Below are 16,950 nucleotides of genomic sequence, written 5' to 3'. Positions count from 1 at the left end.
GAGCTCACGCGCCGCGACCGCCCAGGGCGATCGAGACGCCGGGGATCGCCTGGAGCAGACGATCCGTGTACTCCTGCTGCGGGTTGGCGAAGATCTCGTCCACCGTGCCCTGCTCGACCAGCTTGCCCTTCTCCATGACGCACACCAGGTCGGCGGCGACGCGCACGACCGCGAGGTCGTGGGTGATGAAGAGATAGGTGAGGTCGAGCTCGCTCTGCAGCTCGGCGAGCAGCTTCAGGATCTGGTCCTGCACCAGCACGTCGAGCGCGGAGACCGCCTCGTCGAGGACGACGATGTCGGGCTTGAGCGCCAGGGCGCGCGCGATCGCGACACGCTGACGCTGACCGCCGGACAGCTCGTTCGGATACCGCGTCGCCAGCTCGCGCGGCAGCGACACCTGGTCGAGCAGCTCGAGCACGCGCTCCTGGCGCGAGGCCTTGTCGCCCACGCCGTGGATGTCCAGGGGCTCCGAGATCGTGTTGCCGATGTTGCGCAGCGGGTCCATGGATCCGTACGGGTCCTGGAACACCGGCTGCATGCGCCGGCGCAGCGCGAGGGTCTCGCGACCGGACAGGCCGGCCGTGTCGACGCCGTCGATCGCGATCGATCCGCTCGTCACGTCCTCGAGCTTGAGCACCATCTTCGCGACGGTGGACTTGCCCGACCCCGACTCGCCGACCAGCGCCAGCGTCTTGCCCTTCGGGATGTCGAACGAGACGTCGTCGACGGCCCGGAACGGGACGCTGCGGAACTGGCCCTGACGGATCTTGTAGTCCTTGGTCAGGTTCCGCACGGACACGGTCGGCGGGATGCCGGCGATGTCCTCGCTGGTCTCGATGCCCTGCCGCTCGTGGACGGCCTGGATCCGCTGCGACGCGATGCTGGGCGCCGCGGCCACCAGCTTCTTCGTGTACGGGTGCAGCGGGTTCTCCAGGATCTCCCGGCTGGGGCCTGCCTCGACGATCTCGCCGTTCTGCATGACGATGATCTTCTCGGCACGCTCGGCCGCGAGGCCGAGGTCGTGCGTGATCAGCAGGACCGAGGTGCCCTTCTCCTTGGTGAGCGACGCCAGGTGATCCAGGATCACGCGCTGCACGGTCACGTCGAGCGCCGAGGTGGGCTCGTCCGCGATGAGCAGCTTCGGGTCGGCCGCGAGGCCGATGCCGATCAGGGCGCGCTGGCGCATGCCTCCGGAGAACTGGTGCGGGTACTGGTGCAGACGCTTGGCGGCGTCGGCGAGACCCGCCTGCTGCAGCACCTCGATGGCCCGCGCCTCGATCTCCTTGCGGCCGTTGGCGAGGCCGTTCGCACGGATCGCCTCCTTGACCTGGAAGCCGATCGACCAGACCGGGTTGAGGTTGGACATCGGATCCTGCGGGACATAGCCGATCTCGCGACCGCGGATCTTCTCCATCTGGCCCTCGGTGAGACCGGTCAGCTCCTGACCGTCGAGGGTGATGCTCCCCGCGGTGACGTGGCCGGTGCCGGGCAGCAGGTTGATGATCGCGGACGCGGTCGTCGACTTGCCGGATCCGGACTCGCCCACGATGGCCAGCGTCTCGCCGGCATACAGGTCGAGGTTGACGCCGTGCAGAACCTCGCGCGAGCCCTTCTGAGTGTCGAAGGCCACCTTCAGGTCGCGGATCCGCAGCAGCGGCGTGTCGGCGGTGGTGCTCATCGGCGCGCCCTCGCTCTCGGGTCGAGGGCGTCTCGCACGAGCTCGCCCAGCATGATGAACGCGAGCACCGTGATGGTCAGCGCGATCGACGGATAGATGAGCGCCATCGGCGCGACGCGCAGCGACTGCTGCGCCTGGCTGATGTCGTTGCCCCAGCTCATGGTGTCGCTGCCGAGACCGACGCCGAGGAACGACAGCGTCGCCTCCGCGACGATGGCCGCGGCGAGGCTCAGCGTGGTCACGACGAGCAGCGGAGCGATCGCGTTGGGGATCACGTGCGACACCAGCGTGCCGAAGCGCGACTTGCCGAGCGCGCGGGAGGCCATCACGAAGTCCGCCTGCCTCACTCTCAGCACTTCGGCGCGCACGACGCGGGCCGTCGAGGCCCAGGCGAAGCCGCCGATCGCGAAGGCGAGGGTGAACACGTTGCGGAACTGCGCGAACACGCTCATCACCACGACCGCCGCCAGGATGTACGGGATCGAGAAGAAGATGTCGCCGATGCGCGAGAGCAGACCGTCGAGCCACCCGCCGTAGAACCCGGCGAGAGCGCCCATGATCAGTCCGATCACGGAGCCGATCAGCGTGGCGAGCAGGCCGACCGACACCGAGGTGCGCGCACCCCAGACCGTGCGGGCGTAGATGTCGCAGCCCTGGAAGGTGAAGCCCAGCGGATGCCCGGCGGTCGGGCCGCCGTTCGAGTCGGACAGCTGGCAGTTGCTGTTCGGCGGCGTCTGCGTGAACAGCGTCGGCCAGACCGCCATGAGCAGCACGATCACGACGATGACCATCGAGATCCAGAACATCGGCCGACGGCGGATGTCCGCCCAGGCGTCGCGCCACAGGTTGGACGGCTTCTCGGCGATCTTGACGATGTCGACGGCGATGGTGCCGTCCTTGATGGGGGCGACGTAGTGCGTCGCGGCGTCACTTGACATAGCGGATCCTCGGGTCGAGCAGGCCGTAGAGCATGTCCACGACGAGGTTGACGAGCACGTAGATGATCACGAACACCGTCACGAAGGAGACGATGGTCGGACCTTCGTGCTGCAGCACCGCGTGGAACAGGGTGTTGCCGACGCCGGGCACGTTGAAGATGCCCTCGGTGACGGTCGCGCCCACCAGCAGAACGCCGAAGTTCGTCGCGGAGTTGGTGATCACGGGGATCAGCGAGTTGCGCAGCACGTGCACCGGGATGACTCGGCGGCGCGGCAGGCCCTTGCTGTACGCCGTGCGCACCCAGTCCTGGTTGAGGGTGTCGATCACGGAACCGCGCATGAGCCGCATGCTGGTCGCATAGAGGCTGATGCCGAGGACGATCGCCGGCAGCCACATCCCGCCCCAGTCGTTGTCGGCGCCGACCGTGGGGCTGAACCACTGCAGCTTGACCGCGAGGAAGTACTGGGCGAGGAAGGCGAGCACGAACACCGGCAGCGAGATGAAGATCAGCGACAGCACGAGCATCGAGTTGTCGAAGATCTTGCCCTTGCGGAGCGCGGAGAACGTGCCGATGATGATCGCGAGCGTGAACTCGATGCCGATCGCCATGACGGCGAGGCGTCCCGTGACCGGCAGCGTCGCCGCCAGGACGTCGTTCACCGAGCGGCCGGAGAACGTGGTCCCCATGTCGCCGCGGAAGATCCCCGCCAGGTAGTAGCCGTACTGCACGATGAACGGCTGGTCGAGGTGGTATTGCGCCACGAGCGCGTCGTGGAGCTGCTTGCTGGGCTGCTTGTCGCCGAAGAGCGCAGCGATGGGGTCGCCTGGCATGGCGAACACCAGGAAATAGATGAGCAGGGTGGCCCCGAGGAAGACGGGGATCACCTGCAAGAGGCGTTTGAGGATGTAGCCGACCATCCGCCCCTCCTTTCAGATGAGGAGGCGTCTCGGGAGCCCGGCACGATCCGCGCGGGTGCGACGCCTCACTGAGAATCGTGTCACGTGTTCGACGCGCACGACACTTTGGGTTTGCACTGTTTTGACAGCGCGCGAGGCGGTGACGTGATCGTCACCGCCTCGCGGGTGTGATCCCTCGGGCCGGTCAGCCCTTGGTGATCTCGTAGTACAGCGGAACCGAGTTCCACCCGAACTGGACGTTGTTCACGCCCTTGGCGAAGCCGCCGTTGACGTTCGAGTACCACAGCGGGATCGCCGGCAGGTCCTTCAGGAGGAGCTCCTGGGCCTGCTGGTAGTCCTTCGTCGCAGCCGACTGGTCGGACTCGGACGCGCCCTTGGCGACGAGCTTGTCGAAGTCGGGGTTCGAGTAGTCGGTGTCGTTCGACGACGCCTTGGTCGAGTACAGCGGCTGCAGGAAGTTGTACTGCGCCGGGTAGTCGGCCTGCCAGCCGGTGCGGAACGCCGTCTTGATGGAGCGGGCGTTCACGTCCTTGCGGAGCGAGGCGAAGTCGACGTACGGGTTGCCCGACGCGTCGATGCCGAGGTTGTTCTTCAGCTGGTTCGACACGGCGTCGACCCAGGCCTGGTGCGCGGAGTCGGAGTTGTACGCGATCTGGAACTTGCCCGACCACGGCGAGATCTTGTCGGCCTCGGCCCACAGCTCCTTCGCCTTCTTGGCGTCGAACTTCAGCACGTCGGCGCCCTTGAGGGAGTCCGACCAGCCCGCGATGACCGGCGAGGTGAAGTCGCTGGCGGGGGTGCGGGTGTTGTTGAAGATCGTCTTGGTGATCGCGGCGCGGTCGATGGCCATCGAGATGGCCTCACGACGGAGCTTGCCCTCGTCGCCCGTGAAGTGCTCGAGGTTGCCCGGGATCGAGAACGACTGGAAGATCGCGGCCGGCTGGTTGACCGCGCGGTCGCCCAGGTCGGACTCGAACGTCTGCTGCGCCGAGGACGGGATCTGGTCGATCACGTCGACCTTGTTGCTCTGCAGGTCGGCGTACTCAGCGTCCGCGCTCGCGTAGAAGACGAACGTGAGTCCGCCGTTCTTGGCCTGGCGTCCACCCTTGTAGGTGTCGTTCTTGACCAGGTCGAGCTGGATCTTGTGCTGCCAGGCACCGGTCTTGGCCAGCTTGTACGGACCGTTGCCGATCGGGTTCTCGCCGAAGGTCGCCATGTCCTTCAGGCCGGCCTCGGGCAGCGGGTAGTACGCCGAGTAGCCGAGGCGCTGCGAGAAGTCCGCCGCGACGGGGTTCGAGAGCTTGATGCTGAACGTGTAGTCGTCGGTCTTCTTCAGACCGGTCAGCGGGGAGTCGGCCGAGTCGCTGAAGCCCTCGATGTCGCTGAACCAGGACTGGTTGAGCTGCTTATTCGAGAACAGCGCGCCGTACTGCCACGCGTTGATGAAGCTGTCGGCGGTGACCTTCTCGCCGTTGGAGAAGGTGTTGCCCTCCTTCAGCTTGATCGTCAGGTCGGAGGGGTCGTCGACCTTGATGGACTCAGCCATGTCGTTGACGAGCTTGCCCTTGGCGTCGTAGTACGCGAGTCCGGCGAAGATCGAGTCGAGGATCTTGCCGCCGCCGACCTCGTTGGTGTTCGTCGGGATCAGCGGGTTCTCGGGCTCGTTGCCACTGACCTTGATGATGGCCTTGGAGTCGCCGCCCTTGGTGGGGGTGGTGTCTCCACCGGTCTTGCTCGAGCAGCCGGCGAGGGCGAGTGCGCCCGCGGCGAGCAGCCCGACGCCCGCGAGGGCGATCTTGTTGCGCTTCACGTTGTGTCCTCCTGTGGACAGTTGACAGCAATCTGCACGCTCGTCGTCGAGCATGTAGGGATATTCGAGGGTAACCGCCGTGGCGCCGATCGGACGAATGCGCGACGTTAACCGTTATTCACCGGTGACCTGAACGACGAGGCGCCCCGGGAGCGGATCCCGGGGCGCCTCGGCGATTCTCGATCGATGCCGTCGACTACAGTGCGAACGCCTCCACCGGCGGGCACGCGCAGACCAGGTTGCGGTCCCCGTAGGCGTTGTCGATGCGGCGCACCGGCGGCCAGTACTTGCCCGCGATGAGCGCGCGCACCGGATACGCGGCCTTCTCGCGCGTGTAGGCGTGCTGCCACTCCCCCTCGATGAGCGAGGCGGCGGTGTGCGGGGCGTGCACGAGCGGGTTGTCGTCGGCCGGCCAGACGCCCGCGGCGACCTCGTCGGCCTCCGCCTTGATCTGGATCATGGCCTCCACGAACCGCTCCAGCTCGCCGAGGTCCTCCGACTCCGTGGGCTCCACCATGAGCGTGCCCGCGACCGGGAACGACATCGTGGGCGCGTGGAAGCCGTAGTCGATGAGGCGCTTGGCGACATCGTCGACCGTGATCCCGGTCGCCTCCTTGAGGGGACGCAGATCGAGGATGCACTCGTGCGCCACGCGGTCGCTCTCGCCGGTGTACAGCACCGGGAAGTGCTCGCCGAGCCGCGCGGCGACGTAGTTCGCCGCCAGCACGGCCGCCGCCGTCGCATCGCGCAGGCCGTCCGCGCCCATCATCCGCACGTACGCCCAGGAGATGGGCAGGACGCCGGCGGATCCGTACGGCGCCGCCGAGACCGGACCGCCGTCGAACACATAGCCGCCCGCGTGGGTCGTGCGCTGCGCCTGCGGGTGGCCCGGCAGGTACGGCGCGAGGTGGGCCTTCGCCCCCACCGGACCGACGCCGGGACCGCCGCCGCCGTGCGGGATCGCGAACGTCTTGTGCAGGTTGAGGTGCGAGACGTCGCCGCCCAGGTCGCCGAACCGGGAGTATCCGAGCAGCGCGTTGAGGTTGGCGCCGTCGATGTACACCTGGCCGCCGGCCTCGTGCACCGCGGCGGTGATGTCGAGCACGTCGTGCTCGTACACGCCGTGCGTGGACGGGTAGGTGATCATGAGCGCGGCGATCTCGTCGGCGTGCTGCGCGATCTTGGCGCGCAGGTCGTCGAGGTCCACGTTGCCCAGCTCGTCGGTCGCCACGACGACGACCTTCATGCCCGCCAGCACCGCGCTGGCCGCGTTGGTGCCGTGCGCCGACGACGGGATCAGGCACACCGTGCGGTGGTCGTCGCCGTTGGCGAGGTGGTAGCCGCGGATCGCCAGGAGACCCGCGAGCTCGCCCTGCGAGCCGGCGTTCGGCTGCAGGGACACCGCGTCGTAGCCGGTGACGTCGGCGAGCCACGCCTCGAGCTGATCGATCAGCTCGAGCGAGCCCTGCACGTCCGCCTCGGGGGCGAACGGGTGCAGCTGGGCGAACTCGGGCCAGGTGATGGCCGCCATCTCGGTCGCCGCGTTGAGCTTCATCGTGCAGGATCCGAGCGGGATCATGCCGCGGTCGAGCGCGTAGTCGCGGTCCGCGAGGCTCTTCAGGTACCGCATCATGGCGGTCTCCGAGCGGTGGGCGTGGAACACCGGGTGGGTGAGGTACTCGTCCTGACGGGCGAGGGCCGCAGGCACGCTCGTGACCGGGATGTACGCGAACGAGCCCTCGCCCGCGCCGAACACGGTCGCGACGGCGAGGATGTCCTCGTAGGTCGTGGTCTCGTCCGCCGCGATGCTCACGGTGTCGGCGTCGACCGGGTTGAGCAGGATCCCCGCGGCGTGCGCGTCGGCGACGATCGCGTCCGCGCGCCCGGGGACGCGCACGGTGATCGTGTCGAAGTAGTCGGCGTGCACGATCTCCGCACCCGCCTTCTCCAGCTGCGTGGCCAGGAAGCGCGCCTTGGAGGCGACGCCGGTCGCGATCTCCTTCAGCCCTTCCGGCCCGTGGTACACCGCGTACATCGAGGCCATGACGGCCAGCAGCACCTGGGCGGTGCAGATGTTCGAGGTGGCCTTCTCGCGGCGGATGTGCTGCTCGCGCGTCTGCAGGGCGAGGCGGTAGGCCGGGTGGCCGTCCGCGTCCTGCGAGACGCCGACCAGGCGGCCGGGCAGCTGTCGCTCGAGGCCCGAGCGCACGGCCATGTAGCCCGCGTGCGGACCGCCGAAGCCCATCGGCACGCCGAAGCGCTGCGTGGTGCCCACCGCGACGTCGGCGCCGAGCGAGCCCGGCGAGGCGATCAGGGTGAGCGCGAGCAGATCGGCCGCGACGACCGCGAGGCCGCCCGCCAGATGCGCGGCGTCGATGACGGCAGAAGGATCCCAGATCCGGCCGGAGGCCCCCGGGTACTGCACGAACACGCCGAACAGCGCCTCGGGCAGGGTCTCGCCGCCGGCGAGGTCGCGCTCCACGAGCTCGATGCCGACGGCGTCGGCGCGGGTCGCGAGCAGGGCCTTGGTCTGGGGCAGGGCGTCCGCGTCGACCACGAAGACGTTCGAGGCCGTCTTGGAACCGCGACGCGCGAGCAGCATGCCTTCGGCGACCGCGGAGGACTCGTCGAGCATGGAGGCGTTGGCCGTGTCGAGGCCGGTCAGCTCCGAGACCATGGTCTGGAAGTTGATCAGCGCCTCGAGCCGGCCCTGCGAGATCTCGGGCTGGTAGGGCGTGTAGGCCGTGTACCAGGACGGGTTCTCCAGCACATTGCGCTGGATCACGCTGGGCGTGAACGTGCCGTAGTAGCCGAGGCCGATCATGGGGCGGTTCACCGTGTTGCGGCCGGCGAGGGCGCGCAGCTCGGCCAGAGCCTCCGCCTCGCTCGCGGCGGCCGGGAGCACGCTGACGCGATCCGCAGCGGAGCGGATGGAGGCGGGCACGGCCTCGCGCATGAGCGCGTCGACCGGACGCTCGTCGGCGCCGGAGGAGATGCCGATCGCGTCGAGCATCGCCCGCTGGGCGTCGGCGGTGGTGCCGATGTGGCGGTCGAGGAACGCGGTCACCCTCAGCCCTCCGTGTGAGCGACGTAGGCGGCGCGGTCGAGCAGGCCGTCCACGGCGCCCGCGGCGACGGAGACCTTGATCAGCCATCCGCCCTCGAAGGGCGCGGAGTTGACCAGGGACGGGTCGTCGATCACGGCGTCGTTGATCTCGACGACGGTGCCGTCGACGGGCGCGTAGAGCTCGGAGACCGACTTGGTGGACTCGGCCTCGCCGAACACGTCGCCGCGGCTGAACGAGGTGCCCACGGCGGGCAGCTCCACGAAGACGATGTCACCGAGGGCGTCGGCGGCGAAGTCGGTGATCCCGATCGTCGCGCTGTCGCCGTCGACGGCGACCCACTCGTGCTCTTCGCTGTAGTGCAGGGTGTTGAGATCGGTCATTTCTTCCTCCGGTAGAAAGGCAGGGCGGTGACGGACGCGGGGATCTTCGTGCCGCGCACGTCGAGGAACAGGGGGACGGAGCCGGAGGCGACGTCGGGGTCGACGAACGCCATCGCGATCGGGTGGCCGAGCGTCGGGCTCAGGGCACCGCTCGTGATCTCGCCGACGGCGGTGCCGTCCTCGGTCACGACCGCGTACTCGGCGCGTCCGGCGCGACGGCCCTCCGCGGCGAGACCGACGAGCACGCGCGCGCCCTCGGCGGGCGCCACGCCGTCCTTGCCGACGAAGCTCTCCTTGTCGGCGACGACGACGCGGCCGAGGCCCGCCTGCGCGGGCTTCGTCTGCAGGGTCAGCTCGTGGCCGTACAGCGGCATGCCGGCTTCCAGGCGCAGGGTGTCGCGGGCGGCGAGCCCTGCCGGCACCAGACCGTGCGACACGCCCGCGGCGATGACCGCGTCCCAGAGGGTGGTCGCATCGTCGGCGGCGACGAGGAGCTCGAAGCCGTCCTCACCGGTGTAGCCGGTGCGTGCGAGGAGCAGGGGCCTGCCCGCGAAGCTCGCGGACGCCCAGGCGTAGTACTTCTGCTCCGCCCACGGGATCGAGACGTCGGCGATGCCCTCGGTCTCGGCCAGGATGGCCTCGGCGTGGGGCCCCTGCACGGCGATGAGCGCGTAGTCGTCGGAGACGTCGACGGCGTCGACGTCTCGCCCCTCGCTGCGGGACTGCAGCGCCTCGCGCACCGCGTCGCGGTTGCCGGCGTTGCTGATGATGAGGAAGTCGTCGTCTGCGAGGCGGTAGACGATCACGTCGTCGATGATCCCGCCGTCTTCGGCGAGCAGCAGCGAGTACTTCGCCTTGCCGACGGCGAGCGCCGAGAGCCGCCCGGCGAGGGCGTAGTCGAGGTAGTCCCCCGCGCCCGCCCCGCGGATCGTGAACTCGGCCATGTGCGAGATGTCGAAGATGCCCGCGGCCTCGCGCACTGCGTGGTGCTCGGCCAGATCGGACGTGTAGCGGACCGGCATCTGCCAGCCGCCGAAGTCGGTGAACGATGCCCCGAGCGCCTCGTGGCGCTCCCGGAGGGGGGTGTAGCGGGCGTCTGTCATGGAGCTCTCCCGTGCGGATCGGCGAGGACCCGTGCGGCGCGCGGATCCGAGAACTCCCCCTCTGTCATGAGCCTGAGAGCTTCGCCCGCGCGCGTGCGCGAAGGGCTTTCACCGTCGGCGGATCTCTTGCTTCGCTCGAGATCGCTTTTCAGAGCGGCCGGGTCTGCGCGGTGCGGTTACCTGAGAGATTGGCGGGGAGGCTTGCTCCTTCGGTGTCCGGCTGCGATCACCGGACTCTCCCGCGCGGACCATTCGGCCACGTGTTCAGTTTTCCTGCGCCATCCTACCGTGCGCGTTGCCCGTCGTGCCGCCGGATTCCCGGGCGGGCGCGGCGGGAACACGAGGGTCACCAGCACCACCGAGATGATCATCAACAAGAACCAGCTGGACACCTTCGACAGGGAGACCGGCTGCCATCCCCCGACCTGGTCCGGATAGAGCCAGGCCCCGCTCGCCGTGCCGATGTTCTCGGCGAGCCAGATGAACAGCGCGACGCCGGCGAACGGCAGCAGCAGCGGGATCCGGAGGGTGCGCCGCCACACGCGCGCATGCATCACGGTCGGCAGCCAGAGGACGACGACGAGCGCCGTGAGCACCCAGCGCGCATCCCAGATCCAGTGGTGCGTGAAGAAGTTCGCGTAGATCAGCACGGCCAGCACCACGGTGGCCCACCGCGGCGGATAGCGCACGAAGGCGAGGTCGAACAAACGGTGCACGCGCACCATGTACGAGCCGACCGCTGCATACATGAAGCCGCTGAACAGCGGGAGGGCGCCGATCCTCAGCAAGCCGTCGGCCTCGTACGCCCAGGAGCCGGCATCGGTCTTGAACAGCTCCATCGCCGTTCCCGTCACGTGGAACAGCATGATCACCCAGAGCTCCCGCCCCGACTCCAGTCGCGTGGCGAGCATCGCCACCTGGATCAGCACCGCGATGAGGGTCAGCAGGTCGTTGCGGGTCAGGGCGAGGTCGGACGGGTACAGCGTGCGCACGAGCACGATCGCGACGAGGAGGGCCGCGCCGAACACGCACGCCCACGCCTGCTTGGCGACGAACACGGACGCCTCGACGAGGAAGCCGCGCACGCCGGTCGTGGGGGCGCCCGCCAGGATCCGGCGAGCGCGGGCGTCGATCCGCGCCTCGAGACGCGTCGGCTGCTGCATGTCCCGACGCTATCCGCCGCGGAGGGCGCGCGGCTGAGAGGTCGCCGTAATGATGGCGAGTTCTGGTCACAGCGACTATAAGATGATGCGCGGAGGTTAGTGTCACCATGACCAGAAGCGAGCACGAGGACGGGATCCGCGTCGCGGTGTCGACCGTGATCCTGACGCTGCGCCGCGACGGCGGCCAGGCGCCGCGGCTCGCGCTGCCGCTCGTGCGGCGCACGCGCGACCCGCATGCGGGCGCCTGGGCGCTTCCCGGCGGATGGCTCGACGACGCGGAGAGCCTGGCCGCCGCGGCGGCCCGCACGCTCGCCGAGACGACGGGGCTCGCCCCCAGCTACCTCGAGCAGCTCTACGCGTTCGGTGCGGTGGACCGCTCCCCGAGCCGGGTGATCTCCGTCGTGTACTGGGCGCTCGTGCGCGAGGAGGAGTCCGTCGGCGCAGTCGGATCGGATCCGGAGAACGTCGCCTGGTTCGACGCCGAGGATCTGCCGGGACTCGCGTTCGACCACGCGCGCATCATCGAGTACGCGCTCTGGCGGCTGCGCAACAAGGTGGGCTACAGCCGGGTCGCGCAGGGCTTCCTGCCCCCGGAGTTCACCCTCGCCGACCTCCGCGAGGCGTACGAGACCATCCTGGGCCGCCGCCTCGACCCGGCGAACTTCCGCCGGCAGGTCGACGCCACGCGCACCCTCATCCCGACCAACGCGTTCCGCACCGGAAGCCACCGCCCGGCCCGGCTGTACCGCGATGCCACCGACGTCGAGCTCGCCGACCGCGGCCCGCTCTCCCCCGAAGAGACGAGAACCTCATGAGCACCCTCCCGCTGCTTCCCCCGGTCGATCCGTCCGTCGACCACGCGCTGCGCCTCATCGTCGCCGGCGCCTCCACCGAGTCCACGTGTGCGACCGACCTCGCAGCAGGCCCGTGGAACTTCGACGCCGTCCCCGGCTACGGCCCCGGCTCGTCCATGGGCGATGTGATCCCCACCGGCGCACCGCGTCAGGGTGAGCTGCCCGTCGCCTACCGCGAGGCCGACGAGGACGAGCTGCACGCCCGCATCCGCGCCGCCAAGGAGACCCTCGGCGACCGCGTCGTCGTGCTCGGGCACTTCTACCAGCGCGAGGAGGTCGTGCAGCACGCCGACTACGTGGGCGACTCCTTCCAGCTCGCGACCGCCGCCAAGGAGCACCCGACCGCGGAGGCCATCGTGTTCTGCGGCGTGCACTTCATGGCGGAGACGGCCGACTTGCTGTCCGGCGCGGACCAGGCCGTGATCCTGCCGAACCTCGCCGCGGGATGCTCGATGGCGGACATGGCCTCGATCGACCAGGTCGAGGAGTGCTGGGAGCAGCTCGCCGAGGTCTACGGACCGCTCGACGCGGCCGACGACGAGGGCCTCGTCCCCGTGATCCCCGTGACGTACATGAACTCCTCCGCCGCGATCAAGGGCTTCGTGGGGCGCCACGGCGGCATCGTCTGCACCTCGTCGAACGCGCGCACGGTGCTCGAATGGGCGTTCGCGCGCGGGCGGCGCGTGCTGTTCTTCCCCGACCAGCACCTGGGCCGCAACACGGCGAAGGCGATGGGCGTGCCCCTCGAGCAGATGCCGCTGTGGAACCCGCGCCGGCCGCTCGGCGGCTCTTCGTCCGCCGAGCTGCAGGACGCGCGGGTGATCCTGTGGCACGGCTTCTGCTCGGTGCACCGGCGCTTCACCGTCGCGCAGATCGACCAGGCGCGCGCCGAGCACCCCGGCGTGCGGGTGATCGTGCACCCCGAGTGCCCGATGGAGGTCGTGGACGCCGCCGACGAGGCCGGATCCACCGACTACATCCGCAAGGCCATCGCCGCCGCGACGGAGCCCACGACGTTCGCGGTCGGCACCGAGATCAACCTCGTCCGCCGGCTCGCCGCGCAGTACCCGCAGCACGAGATCTTCTGCCTCGATCCGGTGGTCTGCCCCTGCTCGACGATGTACCGGATCCACCCCGGGTACCTCGCCTGGGTGCTCGAGGAGCTCGTCGCCGGGCGCACCCCGAACCGCATCACGGTCACGGCCGACGTCGCCGACCCGGCCCGGGTCGCCCTGGAGCGGATGCTCGCCGCGAAGCCTCCGGTGGCGGTGGCCTGATGGGCGCCCGCGGCGGGCGTCGCGTGCTGGTGATCGGCGGCGGCATCGCCGGCCTCACCACGGCCCTGCACGCGCACGAGGCGGGTCACCGCGTCGAGGTGATCGTGAAGGATGCGCTCGGCGACGGCGCGACCGCTCTGGCCCAGGGCGGGATCGCCGGCGCCTACGCGATGGGCGACTCCCCTGCCGCGCATGCCGAGGACACCCTCGTCGCCGGCGCGGGCCTCTCGGCCCCCGACGCCGTCGACGTGCTCGTGCGCGACGCGACGGCCCGGATCGCCGAGCTCATCGCGCGCGGCGTGTCCTTCGACCGAGACGCCGACGGGACGCTCCGGCTCGGACTCGAGGCCGCGCACTCGGCCGCCCGCATCGCGCACGCCGGCGGCGACGCGACCGGCGCGGCGATCTCGGCCGCCCTGTGCGCCCGCGTGCGGGAGGCCGGCATCCCGGTGCGCGAGCACGCCCTGCTCGTCGATCTCCTGGTCTCCGCCGGCGCCGTGCGCGGCGCGCGGGTGCTCGCGGAAGGGCGGGTCGAGGATCTCCCCTCCGACGCGGTTGTGCTCGCGACCGGCGGCGCGGGGCAGCTCTTCGCGCACACGACGGCTCCCGCGGTGTGCACGGGCGACGGGATCGCGGCGGCGCTGCGCGCCGGGGCGGCGGTGGCGGATCTGGAGTTCGTGCAGTTCCACCCCACGATCCTGGTCTCGCCCGGCCCGGCCTTCCTCATCTCCGAGGCCGTGCGCGGCGAGGGCGCGACCCTGATCGACGACGAGGGGCGCCGTTTCGTCTTCGACGCGCATCCCGACGGCGAACTGGCCCCCCGCGACGTCGTGGCCCGAGCCATCGTGCGTCGCGCCGCCGCGCAGGACGGACCGGTGCGGCTCGACGCGACCGCCCTGTGCCGGCGGGAGGGATGGAACGCCGCACGGCTGGCCGCCCGCTTCCCGACGATCGACCGCGTGACGCGGGAGCGCGGCTTCGACTGGGCGCAGGAGCCGATCCCGGTGACTCCGGCGGCGCACTACCTCATGGGCGGCGTCGTGACCGACACCTCCGGACGCACCACGCTCCCCGGGCTGTTCGCGGTGGGCGAGTGCGCCCGCACCGGCGTGCACGGGGCGAACCGTCTTGCGTCGAACTCGCTGCTCGAGGGCGCGGTGTTCGGCGCGCGCGCGGCGGCGGCGCTCGGGCAGCCGTGGCCGAGCGGCCCGGACGACACGGCCGGATCGGTGGATCCGATGGTCGAGCCGCTCCCCCGGTCCGAGGCCGGCCCGTTCTCCCGCGCCGCCCTGCAGCGGCTGATGTGGGAGCGCGTCGGACCGCTGCGCTCCCACGACGGCCTTCTCGAGGCCCTCAGCACCATCCGCGCCTGGCGTGCGGCCCGGACTCCCGCCGCCCCGGTGGACGGGCGCGTCCCCTGGGCGGACACGACGCAGGAGATCCCACCCGTGCCGCGCTCCGGAGGCGGATCCGACGCGGTCTCTCCTGCGTCGTGCACGTCGCGGGCGGCGATCGAGGACGTCAACCTGCTCGAGGTCGCCGACCGCATGGTCGTCGCGGCCCTCGCACGCCCGCTCTCTCTCGGCGCACACCATGTCGTCGCGTCGTCGTCCCTTGCCCTGGACGAGCCCTCCCCCGCCCTGATCGGAGCCCGATGATCACCCCTGCCGTCCTGAACCGCGTCGTCGGCGCCGCCCTCGAGGAGGACGCCCCCTGGGGCGACCTGACCAGCACCGCGCTGCTCCCCGCCGAGGCGACCGCCACCGCCGATCTCGTGGCGCGCGAGCCAGGGGTGCTTGCGGGCGGAGACGTGTTCGCCGCCGCGTTCGCGCTGACGGATCCGGAGACCGTCGTGGATCTGCACGTCGCGGACGGCGACGCGTTCGAAGCCGGCGACGTGCTCGCGAGCGTGACCGGATCCGCCCGGAGCGTGCTCACCGCCGAGCGCGTGGCGCTCAACTTCACCCAGCGGCTCAGCGGCATCGCGACGCTCACGGCCGCGTACGTCGCCGCCGTCGACGGTGCCGGACCGGACGGGAAGCAGGTGCGGATCGCCGACACCCGCAAGACCACGCCGGGGCTGCGCGCATTCGAGCGGCACGCGGTCGTCGCGGGCGGCGGCCGCAACCATCGCTTCTCGCTGTCCGACGCCGTGATGGCGAAGGACAACCACCTCGCCGTGCTGACGCGCGGGGGTCGCGACATCGCGACCGCCCTCCGCGAGGCGATCGCGACGCTGCCGCACACCGTGCACGTGGTCGTGGAGGTCGACCGGCTCGATCAGATCCCCGCGGTGCTCGACGGCGGGGCCGACACGGTGCTGCTGGACAACTTCTCGCTCGAGGACCTGCGGGCCGGCGTCGAGCTCATCGCCGGTCGCGCGACCGCCGAGGCATCGGGCGGGGTGAGCCTCGAGACCGTGCGCGCGATCGCCGGCACCGGGGTCGACGTCATCTCGGTGGGCGCGCTCACGCACTCGGCACGCGCCCTCGACCTCGGACTCGACGTGCGGATCGACGGCCCGTGAGCACCTCCCTCTACCTCGACCACGCCGCGACCTCGCCGGTCCGCGGCGAAGTGCTCGAGGCGATGGCTCCCTTCCTCACGCGCGACTTCGGGAATCCTTCCAGCCATCACAGCGTCGGCGAGTCCGCCGCCGCCGCGCTGGAGGACGCCCGCGCCCGGGTCGCCCGCGTGCTCGGCATGCGCAGGGGCGACGTGGTCTTCACCGCCGGGGGCACCGAGGCGAACAACCTCGCCGTGAAGGGGATCGTCCTCGCCGCCCACGCAGGCGGATCACCGACGGGTGCCCGCACGGACGGATCCGACGAGCCGACGCACGTGATCACGACCCCGATCGAGCACGAGTCGATCCTGGAGTCCGTGCGCTATCTCGAGCGCTTCCACGGCATCGTCTCCACGCTCGTCGCCGTGGACGACGCCGGCCGCGTGGATCCCGCCGAGGTGGCCGCGGCGATCCGCCCCGGCACCGCCCTGATCGCCGTCGGGCACGCGAACAACGAGATCGGCACGATCCAGGATGTGGCGGCGATCGTCGCCGCGGCGGCTCAGGGCCGGATCCCGGTGCACGTCGACGCGGTGCAGTCCGCCGGATGGCTTCCGCTGGACGGGCTCGGCGCGGACGCGATCGCGATCGCCGGCCATAAGCTCGGCGCCCCCAAGGGCATCGGAGCGCTCGCCGTGCGCGGTCGCGTGCCGCTCGAGCCTCTCGTGCACGGCGGCGGCCAGGAGCGCGGGCGCCGCTCCGGCACGGAGAACGTCGCGGGCGCCGTGGCCCTGGCGACGGCGCTGGACCTGGCCGAGGCCGAGCGCGCAGAGGCCGCGTCCCGGGTGGGCGCGCAGTCCGCGCGCTTCATCGCCGGCGTGCTCGACGCGGTGCCTTCGGCGCGGCTCACCGGCGACCCGGTGCGGCGCCTGCCCGCGACGGCGAGCTTCGTGTTCCCGGAGGTGTCCGGGGAGGCCGTGCTGCTCGAGCTGGAGCGTCGCGGGGTCGTCTCCTCCAGCGGCTCCGCGTGCGCCGCCGGCAGTGACGAGCCCTCCCACGTGCTGCTCGCGTGCGGCTTGGCGCCGGCCGTCGCGCAGACGTCGGTGCGCTTCACGTTCGGCCGGACGGGCCTGGCCGGCGACGGCCCGGAACGACTCGCAGCGCTGGTCGCCGACGCCGTCGCCGCGGTGCGCGCGTAGCGGCACGGGCCGCGCGCTCGGTTCGTCCGCGCGCCGAGCGAGAGGAAGGGCCGCGC

The 16,950-nt window shown here is 70.6% G+C and carries 12 protein-coding genes, 1 pseudogene and 2 riboswitches; of the genes and pseudogenes, 5 read left to right on the top strand and 8 right to left on the bottom strand.

Annotation, left to right across the window (positions count from 1 at the left end; genetic code table 11):
* Positions 1 to 4 precede the first annotated feature (4 nt).
* The 8 genes and pseudogenes from RL72_RS13815 to RL72_RS13780 all read right to left on the bottom strand — a co-directional run.
* A complete protein-coding gene (locus RL72_RS13815; protein WP_045251433.1) occupies positions 5 to 1,678 on the bottom strand; it encodes a dipeptide ABC transporter ATP-binding protein in 1,674 nt (557 codons plus the stop codon).
* Positions 1,675 to 2,616 (bottom strand): ABC transporter permease, encoded by a 942-nt coding sequence (locus RL72_RS13810; RefSeq protein WP_045251432.1) that lies wholly within the window; start codon positions 2,614 to 2,616, stop codon positions 1,675 to 1,677. The genes RL72_RS13815 and RL72_RS13810 overlap by 4 nt, the downstream gene beginning before the upstream one ends.
* Positions 2,606 to 3,535, bottom strand: coding sequence for an ABC transporter permease (locus RL72_RS13805; RefSeq protein WP_045251431.1), 930 nt, complete (start codon positions 3,533 to 3,535; stop codon positions 2,606 to 2,608). Before RL72_RS13805 ends, RL72_RS13810 begins: the two co-directional genes overlap by 11 nt.
* Positions 3,536 to 3,719: 184 nt before the next feature.
* Positions 3,720 to 5,345: a peptide ABC transporter substrate-binding protein gene (locus RL72_RS13800; protein WP_045251430.1), complete on the bottom strand. Its 1,626-nt coding sequence runs from the start codon at positions 5,343 to 5,345 to the stop codon at positions 3,720 to 3,722.
* Positions 5,346 to 5,541: 196 nt separating this feature from the next.
* Positions 5,542 to 8,358, bottom strand: coding sequence for an aminomethyl-transferring glycine dehydrogenase (gene gcvP / locus RL72_RS13795; protein ID WP_045251483.1), 2,817 nt, complete (start codon positions 8,356 to 8,358; stop codon positions 5,542 to 5,544).
* A gap of 56 nt (positions 8,359 to 8,414) precedes the next feature.
* On the bottom strand, positions 8,415 to 8,792 hold the full coding sequence (gcvH, locus tag RL72_RS13790) for a glycine cleavage system protein GcvH (RefSeq protein ID WP_045251429.1): 378 nt from the start codon (positions 8,790 to 8,792) through the stop codon (positions 8,415 to 8,417).
* Positions 8,789 to 9,895: a glycine cleavage system aminomethyltransferase GcvT gene (gene gcvT / locus RL72_RS13785; RefSeq protein ID WP_045251428.1), complete on the bottom strand. Its 1,107-nt coding sequence runs from the start codon at positions 9,893 to 9,895 to the stop codon at positions 8,789 to 8,791. The genes gcvH and gcvT overlap by 4 nt, the downstream gene beginning before the upstream one ends.
* Positions 9,896 to 9,949: 54 nt before the next feature.
* A riboswitch (glycine riboswitch) is annotated at positions 9,950 to 10,052 on the bottom strand.
* A 1-nt stretch (position 10,053) separates the two neighbouring features.
* Positions 10,054 to 10,147, bottom strand: a riboswitch (glycine riboswitch).
* 116 nt (positions 10,148 to 10,263) lie between these two features.
* Positions 10,264 to 11,058, bottom strand: a pseudogene (locus RL72_RS13780) (DUF817 domain-containing protein); the annotation flags it as partial.
* A 107-nt stretch (positions 11,059 to 11,165) separates the two neighbouring features.
* On the opposite strand from RL72_RS13780, the gene RL72_RS13775 reads away from it, so the two are divergent.
* Genes RL72_RS13775 through RL72_RS13755 form a run of 5 tightly spaced genes read left to right on the top strand, consistent with a single transcriptional unit; the run spans position 11,166 to position 16,894 of the window.
* The gene (locus RL72_RS13775; protein WP_045251427.1) at positions 11,166 to 11,873 is read left to right on the top strand and encodes an NUDIX hydrolase; all 708 of its coding nucleotides are present in this window, start codon (positions 11,166 to 11,168) and stop codon (positions 11,871 to 11,873) included.
* Entirely contained in the window at positions 11,870 to 13,189 is a 1,320-nt protein-coding gene (nadA, locus tag RL72_RS13770) for a quinolinate synthase NadA (RefSeq protein ID WP_045251426.1), read from the top strand. The genes RL72_RS13775 and nadA overlap by 4 nt, the downstream gene beginning before the upstream one ends.
* Positions 13,189 to 14,847, top strand: coding sequence for an L-aspartate oxidase (nadB, locus tag RL72_RS13765; RefSeq protein WP_045251425.1), 1,659 nt, complete (start codon positions 13,189 to 13,191; stop codon positions 14,845 to 14,847). The genes nadA and nadB overlap by 1 nt, the downstream gene beginning before the upstream one ends.
* Positions 14,844 to 15,716: a carboxylating nicotinate-nucleotide diphosphorylase gene (gene nadC / locus RL72_RS13760; RefSeq protein ID WP_045251424.1), complete on the top strand. Its 873-nt coding sequence runs from the start codon at positions 14,844 to 14,846 to the stop codon at positions 15,714 to 15,716. The genes nadB and nadC overlap by 4 nt, the downstream gene beginning before the upstream one ends.
* Positions 15,713 to 16,894 carry a cysteine desulfurase family protein gene (locus tag RL72_RS13755; RefSeq protein ID WP_082072394.1) on the top strand — a complete coding sequence of 394 codons (1,182 nt, stop codon included), beginning with the start codon at positions 15,713 to 15,715 and terminating at the stop codon, positions 16,892 to 16,894. The genes nadC and RL72_RS13755 overlap by 4 nt, the downstream gene beginning before the upstream one ends.
* Positions 16,895 to 16,950 lie beyond the last annotated feature (56 nt).

The sequence above is a fragment of the Microbacterium azadirachtae genome, assembly GCF_000956545.1.
GTDB lineage: Bacteria > Actinomycetota > Actinomycetes > Actinomycetales > Microbacteriaceae > Microbacterium > Microbacterium azadirachtae.
Note: the sequence above shows the minus strand (reverse complement) of the source record. Positions and strands in the feature narration are given on the sequence as shown.

Bases quoted from the DNA above. Each gene is read 5' to 3' on its own strand.
- RL72_RS13815 (WP_045251433.1), bottom strand. From the start codon at position 1,678: ATGAGCACCACCGCCGACACGCCGCTGCTGCGGATCCGCGACCTGAAG.
- RL72_RS13810 (WP_045251432.1), bottom strand. From the start codon at position 2,616: ATGTCAAGTGACGCCGCGACGCACTACGTCGCCCCCATCAAGGACGGC.
- RL72_RS13805 (WP_045251431.1), bottom strand. From the start codon at position 3,535: ATGGTCGGCTACATCCTCAAACGCCTCTTGCAGGTGATCCCCGTCTTC.
- gcvP (WP_045251483.1), bottom strand. From the start codon at position 8,358: ATGCTCGACGCGATCGGCATCTCCTCCGGCGCCGACGAGCGTCCGGTC.
- gcvH (WP_045251429.1), bottom strand. From the start codon at position 8,792: ATGACCGATCTCAACACCCTGCACTACAGCGAAGAGCACGAGTGGGTC.
- gcvT (WP_045251428.1), bottom strand. From the start codon at position 9,895: ATGACAGACGCCCGCTACACCCCCCTCCGGGAGCGCCACGAGGCGCTC.
- RL72_RS13775 (WP_045251427.1), top strand. From the start codon at position 11,166: ATGACCAGAAGCGAGCACGAGGACGGGATCCGCGTCGCGGTGTCGACC.
- nadA (WP_045251426.1), top strand. From the start codon at position 11,870: ATGAGCACCCTCCCGCTGCTTCCCCCGGTCGATCCGTCCGTCGACCAC.
- nadB (WP_045251425.1), top strand. From the start codon at position 13,189: ATGGGCGCCCGCGGCGGGCGTCGCGTGCTGGTGATCGGCGGCGGCATC.
- nadC (WP_045251424.1), top strand. From the start codon at position 14,844: ATGATCACCCCTGCCGTCCTGAACCGCGTCGTCGGCGCCGCCCTCGAG.